The 10,899-nt window shown below is 39.9% G+C and carries 8 protein-coding genes and 3 pseudogenes; 6 read left to right on the plus strand and 5 right to left on the minus strand.

The annotated features are described in order from the left end of the window. The first annotated feature begins 619 nt into the window (after window positions 1–619). From ACKI4H_RS06190 to ACKI4H_RS06210, 5 genes are all read left to right on the plus strand, one after another. Complete coding sequence (locus tag ACKI4H_RS06190) at window positions 620–835, plus strand: cold-shock protein (RefSeq protein ID WP_407304515.1); 216 nt, start codon at window positions 620–622, stop codon at window positions 833–835. 251 nt (window positions 836–1,086) lie between these two features. Next, window positions 1,087–1,284: a hypothetical protein gene (locus ACKI4H_RS06195; RefSeq protein ID WP_407304517.1), complete on the plus strand. Its 198-nt coding sequence runs from the start codon at window positions 1,087–1,089 to the stop codon at window positions 1,282–1,284. Window positions 1,285–1,562: 278 nt separating this feature from the next. Continuing rightward, window positions 1,563–3,230 (plus strand): ShlB/FhaC/HecB family hemolysin secretion/activation protein, encoded by a 1,668-nt coding sequence (locus tag ACKI4H_RS06200; protein ID WP_407304519.1) that lies wholly within the window; start codon window positions 1,563–1,565, stop codon window positions 3,228–3,230. A gap of 64 nt (window positions 3,231–3,294) precedes the next feature. Further along, on the plus strand, window positions 3,295–5,730 hold the full coding sequence (locus ACKI4H_RS06205) for a filamentous hemagglutinin N-terminal domain-containing protein (RefSeq protein ID WP_407304521.1): 2,436 nt from the start codon (window positions 3,295–3,297) through the stop codon (window positions 5,728–5,730). A gap of 365 nt (window positions 5,731–6,095) precedes the next feature. Then, window positions 6,096–6,707 carry a hypothetical protein gene (locus ACKI4H_RS06210; protein WP_407304523.1) on the plus strand — a complete coding sequence of 204 codons (612 nt, stop codon included), beginning with the start codon at window positions 6,096–6,098 and terminating at the stop codon, window positions 6,705–6,707. A gap of 95 nt (window positions 6,708–6,802) precedes the next feature. Here ACKI4H_RS06210 and ACKI4H_RS06215 read toward each other — a convergent pair. The 3 genes and pseudogenes from ACKI4H_RS06215 to ACKI4H_RS06225 all read right to left on the minus strand — a co-directional run. Beyond that, window positions 6,803–7,203, minus strand: a pseudogene (locus ACKI4H_RS06215) (DDE-type integrase/transposase/recombinase); the annotation flags it as partial. Between the two features lie 523 nt (window positions 7,204–7,726). After that, window positions 7,727–7,848: pseudogene (locus ACKI4H_RS06220) on the minus strand (IS5/IS1182 family transposase); the annotation flags it as partial. A gap of 75 nt (window positions 7,849–7,923) precedes the next feature. Beyond that, entirely contained in the window at window positions 7,924–9,144 is a 1,221-nt protein-coding gene (locus ACKI4H_RS06225) for a tyrosine-type recombinase/integrase (RefSeq protein ID WP_407304525.1), read from the minus strand. Window positions 9,145–9,578: 434 nt separating this feature from the next. Here ACKI4H_RS06225 and ACKI4H_RS06230 point away from each other — a divergent pair, with 434 nt between their 5' ends. Next, window positions 9,579–9,773, plus strand: a complete 195-nt coding sequence (locus ACKI4H_RS06230) for a hypothetical protein (RefSeq protein WP_407304527.1) — start codon at window positions 9,579–9,581, stop codon at window positions 9,771–9,773. 75 nt (window positions 9,774–9,848) lie between these two features. Here ACKI4H_RS06230 and pcaD read toward each other — a convergent pair whose 3' ends face one another. After that, complete coding sequence (gene pcaD, locus ACKI4H_RS06235; protein WP_407304529.1) at window positions 9,849–10,628, minus strand: 3-oxoadipate enol-lactonase; 780 nt, start codon at window positions 10,626–10,628, stop codon at window positions 9,849–9,851. 99 nt (window positions 10,629–10,727) lie between these two features. Beyond that, window positions 10,728–10,899 (minus strand): annotated as a pseudogene (locus tag ACKI4H_RS06240) (acetyl-CoA C-acyltransferase); the annotation flags it as partial.

Here is a 10,899-nt window from a genome sequence, read left to right on the forward strand (position 1 = left end):
TGTTGCAGTCATGCGTGCACTACATAAAGGACAAGCTTCATCATTTTATTAGGGTCAGCCTCAGGAGTGTATCGAGTGAATAGATTTTTCGGTCTCTAGGCCCTTTTTAAAGGGAATAGAATCAAATTACTATTTGCAACAATACCGATTTTTTATTTAGACTTAACTATTGAGCAATAAATAAAGTAGTCAAATTTGGGGGGTGATTTACGCTTTGTATATGGGAAAAAACCATCATTCCCGAAATTAAAAAGGCCAATATTGTTATTACAGAGCTATATAAATGCATTCATTACTTATCAAACTTACTAGATCAACTAGGGTAATCTTATCTTGTTACATTTACAATATAAAATTAATCTTATTGATATAACTAAATTTTTAACCCTTATAAATAAATTAAATATATATATAAGAAAGCTTGATTATTTATTTTGTTACTATATAATTCACTTAACTAGAAAAAAAGTCTTGTTTCGGTAAATCTTCTTTAAGTATCGCGGTTTTAGTCATAATCCTTCGTTTTTTTCAGATTTTAAGTTCCATTCTTTATTATTTTCACAGTTATATTCAGTCAATAAAATGGCTAAAAAATTATTAAAAATCATTAGGATTTATTATGTCTAACTCAAATGTTATTAAAGGTACGGTAAAGTGGTTCAACGAAACTACAGGTTTCGGTTTTATCCAACCAGAATCAGGTCCAGATGTTTTTGCTCATTTTAGTGAAATTGCCAGTTCAGGCTTCAAAACCTTAATGGAAGGCCAGCACGTTGAATTCAGCGTTGCACAAGGTCAAAAAGGTCCGAATGCTGTGAATATTGTTGCGCTATAAATAGTACTCAATATTAAAAAAGCACCTAGACGTGCTTTTTACCCCTCAAAATTTTAAAAAAATGAAGTAGGGAAGAGGGTTGTGCTTCAGTCTGGGGCTGAAGCTGATTAAAATCTAGATGACCGTATCTTCTTTACATCAACTCTTTAAGTTCAATCATAAAGTGATTTTGAATCAAATTAGATAGATATAAAACATTTAATTTAACCTCACAGCTTTATCATAATCATAATATTATTCAAGGTATATGAATGCTTCAACACAGTATCAGTGTAAAAGATCAGTTTGGTATTAAACACTCTATTCAAGCGACAGTTGATCACCATTTTGCCCATACGCAATCTAATTCCAATGTAAAACATATTACAGTTGAGGGTGAGGATATTCGGCCCAGTTTTGAAATGTATTTTCAAAGTACCTTAAGTGGAAAAATTTTTAAAATTGTCTAGATAAACTGGATTCTGTTTAAGTTCCTGTCTCCTGATACTGATTATATGAAGTGCGGATCATAAAAATTTCTCAAGATTCTTATCCATTCTACCCGTAAATTTTCACTACAGATAATACTCTTCTTGAATCAGTTGCTTGTCGGCCACCTGTTATGTGCTGTAACGCACAGACGCTATCCCAGCATTCAAGATGGATTTCATTAATTACGCTTAAAATTCTTTTAAGCTTAAAATTTTTTAAAAAATTTAGTCATTTGGGTTATTCGCCCAGGGAAATTATGTTAAATCAAAAAGTATGGCCCCTTGCAATATTGGCATTGAGCCAAAGTGTATTAGCTGCCCAGCCACCCAGTGCGGGTAGCCAGTTGCAACAAATTCCATCTTCACCTCTTCCACAAAAACAACAACCTATAATTAGCCTTGTACCGAGTGAAACAGCAGCAGCACCCCAATATGACAATGTCAAAATTAATGTTAAAAGTCTTCAAATCACCGGAATGCAGGCTTACTCTGAAGATGAGTTGCTAAAACTGACTCACTTTAAACCCAATAGCGAACTCAGCCTTTCAGATCTGCGCGCAATGGCTGCAAGTATTGCAAATTACTATCATAAAAATGGTTATTTTGTGGCACAAGCCTATCTACCTGCTCAAGACATTGAAAATGGCAGAGTAACCCTAGCGGTGAGCGAAGGTGAATACGGCAAAGTTATTGTGCGTAATCAGACCAACTTATCCAATGGTTTAGTGAGTAGTCAGCTTAAGGGCATCAATAGCGGTGATGTGATCACCAGTGCACCGCTTGAAAGTCGCCTACTACTGCTATCTGACATTGCGGGGGTAAATGTCAGTTCAACATTGGCGCCAGGTGCAACAGCAGGGACTTCGGATTTAATTGTTGATGTGAGTCCTGCACCACGGATCAATGGCAGTATTGATGCTGACAATGCAGGCAATCGTTACACCGGTGAAAATCGCATTGGCGCGACAATGAACCTGAACAATCTAGCTGGTCACGGTGACGTCGCCTCACTGCGGGTGCTCACCTCTGGCAAAGGTCTAAATTATGCCAGAGCAGCGTATCAAATGCAGTTTGCTAAAGCCACCGCTGGTGTGGCTTATAGCTGGCTAGACTACGAACTTGGCAAAGAGTTTAAAACTTTAGATGCCAAGGGGGATGCAAAAATTGCCAGCATATATGGTAGTTATCCGTTGATTCGCTCACGCAACAATAATTTGTATGCTGACATTCTGTATGAAAATAAAATCTTACAGGATCGAATGGATGCAATATCCATGGTGACTGATAAAAAGGTCAATGCACTCACTGCTGCATTACGTGGTAACCATATTGATAACTTGGGTGGGGGAGGATTAAATAGCTATGCATTAGCTGCCACCTTTGGTGATCTGAATATCCAGACCCCGGCTGCCTATGCAATTGACGAATCTACTGCACGTAGTGATGGTCATTATAATAAATTGGTACTCAACACCAATCGTCTACAACGCGTGACGAATACTGTTTCCCTCTATGCTGGGTTTAATGGCCAGTTGGCATCAAAGAATCTTGATAACTCAGAAAAAATGGGATTGGGTGGCATGAATGCAGTGCGGGCCTACCCCGAAGGTGAGGCCTATGGTGATCAAGGTTATGTGCTGACAGTGGAAGTCAGAAAAGATTTACCAAAATTTGCTGAGCACATACCTGGTCAAATGCAATTGGTGGGCTTTATTGATACTGGCCGTATAAATATTGATGAAACGACTTGGACAACTGGGGATAACACCAGAACGCTGAGTGGGGCAGGCGTTGGAATAAACTGGATGGATTACAATAATTTTGCGATGAAATTTGCTTACGCGCACAAATTGGGCAGTGAAAAAGCAACGTCATCGCCTGACAAAAGCGGTCGTTTCTGGGTTCAGCTGGTCAAATACTTCTAAGTTTTTGCTAATAAAAAAGCAAACAGCATTGAATTCATAAATTAAAGAATAAAGGAATGACAGCATGAATCGCATATATAGATCGATTTGCAACCTAAGGACCGGCACATTTATAGCCGTGTCCGAGAATGCACGTAGCGCAGGTAAAAAATCATCGTTATGTAACACGATGAGCAATAGCAGTATAGATTTTGCCTTAAAAGCTTTAGTCGCCTCGCTCTTGGTGGGATGCAGTAGCAGTCTAGTCTATGCACAACCCGTCGGTGGTGTGGTATCGGCAGGCAACGCTAACATTAGCATTTTGCCAGGCAATATGACCATCCAGCAAAACTCACAAAATGTAGCGATCAACTGGCAAAGCTTCAATATTAATCGTGGTGAGTCAGTTAATTTCGTACAACCCAATAGCAGCTCGATCGCACTGAACCGCGTTCTGGGTTCAGATGCATCCAGCATTATGGGTAACTTGTCAGCAAATGGCAAAGTGTTTCTGATCAATCCAAATGGTGTGTTGTTTGGCAAGACCGCGTCCGTCAATGTAGGTGGACTTGTGGCGTCTACGCTCAATATCACCGATGCTGATTTTATGGCAAATAACTATAAGTTTTCTGGTACAGAAACTGGCACGGTACTCAATCAGGGTTCTATTCATGCCGCAGATGGTGGCTATGTCGCATTATTAGGTGCCAATGTCAGTAACCAAGGTGTAATTGCAGCTCAACTTGGCACTGTAGCATTAGCAGCAGGCAAAGCCATGACGTTAGATGTCGCAGGCGACAAGTTGCTCAATATCGTGGTCAACCATGACGTGGTGAATGCGCTAGTGGAAAATGGTGGGCTTATCCAAGCCAATGGCGGTCAAGTACTCATGACCACTCAAACTGCCGGAAGTCTACTCGCTAATGCAGTCAATAACACTGGCGTGATTCAAGCACAAACCATTCAAAATGTTAAAGGCACGATTAAACTGCTGGCAGGCATGCAAAATGGTAGCACGCTCGTTGCAGGAACAATTGACGCGAGTGCACCAACAGGCGGTTCGGGTGGTTTTATCGAAACCTCAGCGGCAAAAGTGCGCATTAGCGATACTGCCAACATTACGACCGTAGCACCTTTGGGTCAGACTGGAACTTGGTTAATTGACCCACAGGACTTCAACGTGGGTGGCAATTCAACGGATAATATTTCAGGGGCAAAGCTGTCAGATTTGTTAGTGACCAATAGTGTCATTATTAGTACCTTAACAGGACCTGATACTACTCAGGCTGGTACACCCCCAGTAATGGATCTGAATACTGCAATAGTGGGTAATGGTGATATTAACATTAATCAAGCAGTCAGTTGGTCAGCCAGTGCAAATCCCACCACACTGACATTACGTGCTGAGCGCGATGTCAACATTAATGAAGCCATTACTGCAACCAATGGTAACTTTGAAGTGTGCTGTGGACGCGACATTAATGTCAATGCACCGATTACCACAGTCAATGGCAGTGTTTTACTGGCTGCTGGTCGTGATATAAACATGAACGCAGCCACGACAACGACTGATGGCAACATCACCTTCTGTGCAGAAGAAGATATTAATATAAATGAAAAAATTACATTAACCCGAGGTACAACCATCCCGAGTCAAAGCCTTGGCCTTCCTTTGGGCTTAGTGCTTAGCGCAGGTTATGGGGCTAAAAAGCCGGGTATAGAGGGCGGCACATTGAGCTTTGCGCCACTTGCGCCCCCAATCACTGTGACAGGTCCAAATGCCCCTGTTACGATTAACTATAATCCAGTGTCATATACCACTCCCACTGATTATGCTACGAAATTCGTACTCACTGACGCTAAACTGACACAACATATGTTGGTCTATGCAACGGGTGGTGATAAAACATTTGATGGTTCAAATACAACCACGCTTTCGGGTCTTATCGGTAACCCTTCAGGCGTAAGCTTAGTTGCAGGTCCAAATAGCACCGCTATATTTGATAATGCTGATGTAGGATCAGATAAAACGATCATCTTTGATGGCTATAGTCTAGAGGGTTTAAATGCAGGCGACTTTGCCTTGGCTGCTGATTGTTGTACCGGTGTACGCACAACGACGGGAACGATCTCTGCAGTAGTCACTCCTCCAGTAATTCCACCTGTAGTCGTGCCGCCTGATGCTGTTCCTCCAGTAACTCCACCTGTAGTCGTGCCGCCTGATGTTGTTCCTCCGGTAAATCCGCCTGTAGATGTGCCGCCTGATGTTGCTCCTCCAATCACGCCACCTATTGTTGTACGCCCCGTTGTTATTTCCCCAGTCATTCAACCGACTCCCCCAGGGAAATTACCCCCAGTTATTGTAGTACCTCCACGGCTTAACGTAGTACCACCCGCTGAATTGCCACCTTTAGACATGTATGTACCTCCGGTGGTTGTCCCACCAAAAAACGTAGTGATCGATCAACCACCTGTAACTTACGTGCCGCCCGTTTATGCACCTAAGCAGGATCGCAACTAAGAATTTTTTAAACATCATCCTAGATCATTCGTGGACGGCATGAAATTAGATCGTAGCGAAATACCGAACAAAACCTGTCGATAGAGTCCAATCGACAGGAATTACTTTTTTAGTAATGAGGTCATTCAATGAAAGTTTCTGGGCACACTCCTATAGTCGTGACCAAAACACGGTTATCAGGGGCTATTTTTAGCAACCTCAAGCAATCGACTGTGATTATGAAAAGTGCGCAGCTGTGCCTTGGTGCGATATTGTTTGGTCTTACAATGAGTTATGGATTCGCTGCCGAGCCGAAGGCATCTGGAATATCTATAATTCCAGTTTTAGCCACTCATTCTAGTCAATCTCAGATACATACAACGCTCATGCGCTCACCAATAGCCAAGCTCAATCCCAAACGCGCCAACTTTAAACAGGAAACTGCCACCCAAGCTTCTGTATATTTAGCAGACTGGGTGCTTGATTCAGGTGACAACCAACAGATGCCTTTTGTGATAGTTGATAAAAAGGCAGCTAAAGTTTATGTGTTTGACGTACTCGGGCAGTTGACTGGAGCAGCACCAGCATTACTTGGCTTGGCAGTGGGCGATAATTCAATCCCTAATATTGGCAATATGGCCTTAGCGAGCATTAAACCAGAACAACGTACTACGCCTGCTGGTCGATTCGTCGCAGCCTTAGGTAAAAACATACATAATAAAGAAGTTTTATGGGTAGATTATGATGCGGCAATTTCACTACATCGCGTTGTTACGTCGTCTCCCAAAGAACGGCGCTTACAACGCTTAGAATCTCAAAATCCTTTGGAACGACGAATTTCGTACGGATGTATTAACGTGCCCGTCAAGTTTTATGATCAGGTGATCAGTCCAACATTCATTGGAACAAATGGAATTATCTATGTATTACCCGATACTCGTTCGGTCCAAGACGTGTTTGGATCATATAGTGTCGGCGATCGTGCACTTGAGCAGTAATGATCGAGGTGAGGATGATGATTTAGGTAACTCATAACCCAATAAATCGTCACTGTTGCAAATAGTAATTTGATGCTGTTCCCTTTAAAAATGGCTTAGAGACCGAAAAATCTATTCACTCGATACACTCCTGAGGCTGACCCTAATAAAATGATGAAGCTTGTCCTTTATGTAGTGCACGCATGACTGCAACACCTTTAATTGGGGCATAAACCGCCTTCATAAATTTGAATCCTAACGTGGCCCTGATGATCCGCTTTAGCGTGCCATGATCCCATTCGATCACGTTATTTTTGAACTTAATCTGCCTGTGCTCAAGGTCTGGTGGACATTTTCATTCTTGTTTTAACCATGATAAAGCACTTCCATATGTGGGTGCTTTATCCGTATTGATCACTCGTGGAATTTTCCACTTCTTCACCTTATTTAAAATTTTTCCAAGAAAACAATAGGCTGATATGGTATTACGTCTAGAAGAAAAGTGAAAATCAATACTATAAGCCTGAATATCTAAAAAAATCAGATTTTTGAATCAAGTAGGGAAATAAGAAAGTAATTAAATGAATCTCAGAGCAGGCGGCTAAGAAGTTTGAGTTTAATCTAGCAGTGAGGCTGTTAGATTTTTTTATAAGGAAATTCAAATATAGATCTAGATATTTTTAAATCAATTTAGCGAGCAGTATTTACTGTAAGTCTTGTGATAAAGATCCTTTTCGAAACACCACATGGGTAACACCCTAGGGTGGTGGTTATTCAGTATAACTCAACCCCAGGCTGCTCAGCTTAGTATGAAGAGTTAGAGCAACAAAACAAACGCAATAGTTCTCAAAAGATGTCAAGCAGACGTGTACAGCAAACAGCACTCCAAGAACGAAATCTGAATCCTGTGCTTGACTTGTAAATGTCACTATAGGACATTTCTATTTGGTTATTAGTTAGGTCATTTCTACTTGGGAATAACAACTTCAGCTTTTTTTTAAAATTTCAGAGCCTTATGTCTGGGATATTGGGAGCAGTCCAGCATACCATTGCGTGTTGGGATCAAACCAAATCAAGAGATTTGATTTCCTCGATTCACTAAAGCTTGATTGTAAGAAGACCAATTCGTTATACGATAGATTTTAGATGTAGGCTTATTCATCTAAGAATTATATTGCTGAATAAGCCTTTAAGAATAGGGTTGTGCAACAAAGCCTTTCGATAGATTAACATAAGATTAATCCAGTATAGCCTGCTCTTTAATATGGCGTTCTATGTAATTACCCCACCACTGCATCATTTCAATACGTTGGGTAAAATATTCAGCATGATTATAACTTGCACGCGTTTTATTTTTATCAGTATGCGATAGTTGAGCTTCAATCCAATTTGATTGAAATAATCCTGACTCATTTAATATGGTACTAAAAGTAGAACGTAAACCATGAGAGGACAATTCATTTTTACTATAGCCCATTTTACGAACTATTGTATTAAGTGTATTAAAATGAAGATGTTGATTTTTATTTCTCGGACTATAAAATACATATTTTTCACCATGAGACCATTCAAGTGCTGATTTTATAATAAAAATGGCTTGATCAGATAGAGGAACTAAGAAGTCAGGAATATCATGACCTAAAATAACTTTACGTCTAAACTGCTTAATATGAAAAGCAGGTATTTTCCAGATTTTATTATCTAAATCAAAATGATGAGATTCACTCAGTAATAGCTCAGACCCTCGCACTCCGGTGTAAAGCTTAAACCACAAAGCTTTTTTAATAATGGGATGTGTATTGACTTGATTTAATTTAAGGATAAATTTTGAAATATCTTTTGCTTTTAAATATGGATAATTTTTCTTAATTTTATTATTAACCAATATTTTATGTAAACCATGAGCAATATTATATTCACAATAACCCATTGCCACTGCATAATCATAAATTTGATTTAAATAACTGTAGGCTTTTTTAACAGGTTCTTTTACCTCTCGATATTCTATTTTCTTTACTACGCTTACTAAATCATAGCGTTTTACGTCAGTAAAGGGGACATCATTTAATTCGGTATATATATCATTGTGTAAACATTTTTTTGCCAATTGAATAACACCGCAACGTGGCTCATCTTGAAAAGAATTTTTTATTTTAAATTCCAACCATTCCTCACAAACGTCTTTGAAAGATTTTATTTTATTGCTTAATCTATTTTCTCCCATGTCACTATTTAATTTATATCCATCTCGTGCAGATCTTGCCTCTTTCAAGGACATCACCGGATAGATGCCTAATTTAACTCGAGGTCGTTTATTCGTTCCTGCTACAGAATACCGATAACTCCATGACTTCCGTCCATGAGGTTCAATTTTCAAACTTAAGCCATCATCATCGGCTAAGTAGTAAATTTTATCCTTTGTTTTGGCCTGACGTATTTTAAATTCTGTAAGACTCATGAAATTGAATGAAACCACTAACTGCACTAGATACTTTGATTATATCAAAATTAACGATATTTTGTATGATGCGTATGATACGCATCATACAAATTTATAAATATTTGTTTTTAAAAGTTTAAAAATTGGTAAAGTGAATTTTAGTAACCAGATGAGTGACCATTTTCAAGTGCAAGAAATATAGGTGAGGTATTATTTTTTACTGGCTAAGCAGCAGTGCCGATCGCTTGGGGGATAGGCTCCTTTCAACTGTTGGGGTATTAACTACCAGTCACACACACCAGCGACTACGAGCACCTACTACAAATGCACCTGTTTTAAGTGGTATTTGATTCTGGAGCTATCCTCCCAAATTGAGATGCCACAGAAATTCAAATGTATCTGGGTGGTATCCCAATAACCTGTTGCTATTAAAAGCCCAAAGATGGGGTAAATTGAATCCTGAACTAAAATGCTATAATCAGGAAATCAATAAAAGAAGAACAGGCATTAAGCCTGTATTTGACAGTCTAAAAACCTTAAAAATACTTGCTGGGCGTTATCGAAATAGAGCTAGAAGACTTGGTTTGATGTTCACTTCAATCGTTGGAATTTATAACAGGGAGGAATTGAAAAAAAATGATTTATAAAAGAAATCCAATATTAAAAGACCCAATTTAAAAAAGCCACTGGTTCTACAGTAGCTTTTTTCTTTTAAAGGAAATTTATACAGCAATAAACTCTTCAACAGCCTGATTGAACTCGTTTGGACATTCAATATTAGAAATATGTGAGGCATTAATTTCAAACATTTGGCTGCCTGGAATACGTTCAAGCATAAATTGACCATCAGTAACTGTAGTCACTGGATCTTGCTGACCCGCCACAATCAGTACTGGTACAGTAATATCTTTGAGCTGTTCCCGTAAATCTGCTTTAGATAAAGCTTCACAGCAACTTGCATAACCGTCAGCGCTGCCAGCTGCCAAGCTATATTGCAATTTTTCAACTTCTGCTGCATTACTTTGAATAAATTTATCCGTAAACCAGCGCCCGGCTGCAGTTGAAGCAATCGGTGCCAGACCTTGTTCACGTACCAGTGCGGCACGTTCCAGCCAGGCCTGTTCCTGACCAATCTTGGCAGCAGTATTGCAGACAATCACGTGGCTAAAACGTTCGGGTTTGTTCACCGCTAACCATTGCCCGGTTAAACCTCCCATTGAAATACCGCAAAAAACAGTTTTTTCAATGTTCAGATGCTCAAGCAGGCTCACTACGTCTTGACCCAATTGCTCAAGCGTATAGGGACCTTGGGGTACTGATGATGCACCATGACCGCGGGTGTCATAACAAATCACAAAGAAATCATCTTTAAAATGATCAATTTGAGATTGCCACATTGCGTAATTCGTCCCGAGCGAATTTGAAAAGATGATCGCCGGTTGGGTGACATCACCAAAAGTTTGGTAATGGATTTGAGTATCATTAGAGCTAAAAGTTGGCATTTTTTTAAATCCTTAATCTTATAAATTTTCCTAACCCCCCTGAGCAAGGCTTAAGCCTTGCTTTAGCCGAAGTGCAAGAAAGAGGAGTTTGAATGAGGATTAAACGCGTTGAATAATCAAAGCAATCCCTTGCCCGACACCGATACACATTGAACACAGCGCATATTGACCACCGGTTTGCTCCAGCTGGTTCAGCGCAGTTGTCACCAGACGTGCACCCGATGCACCCAGCGGATGACCCACTGCAATCGCACCCCCATTCGGATTGACC

It is taken from the genome of Acinetobacter sp., from assembly GCF_045628685.1.
GTDB lineage: Bacteria > Pseudomonadota > Gammaproteobacteria > Pseudomonadales > Moraxellaceae > Acinetobacter.

What these genes read in the sequence shown, in the direction of transcription:
- pcaD (WP_407304529.1), bottom strand. Translation starts at nt 10,628, where the DNA reads ATGCCAACTTTTAGCTCTAATGATACTCAAATCCATTACCAAACTTTT.
- ACKI4H_RS06210 (WP_407304523.1), top strand. Translation starts at nt 6,096, where the DNA reads ATGCGCTCACCAATAGCCAAGCTCAATCCCAAACGCGCCAACTTTAAA.
- ACKI4H_RS06190 (WP_407304515.1), top strand. Translation starts at nt 620, where the DNA reads ATGTCTAACTCAAATGTTATTAAAGGTACGGTAAAGTGGTTCAACGAA.
- ACKI4H_RS06195 (WP_407304517.1), top strand. Translation starts at nt 1,087, where the DNA reads ATGCTTCAACACAGTATCAGTGTAAAAGATCAGTTTGGTATTAAACAC.
- ACKI4H_RS06205 (WP_407304521.1), top strand. Translation starts at nt 3,295, where the DNA reads ATGAATCGCATATATAGATCGATTTGCAACCTAAGGACCGGCACATTT.
- ACKI4H_RS06200 (WP_407304519.1), top strand. Translation starts at nt 1,563, where the DNA reads ATGTTAAATCAAAAAGTATGGCCCCTTGCAATATTGGCATTGAGCCAA.
- ACKI4H_RS06225 (WP_407304525.1), bottom strand. Translation starts at nt 9,144, where the DNA reads ATGAGTCTTACAGAATTTAAAATACGTCAGGCCAAAACAAAGGATAAA.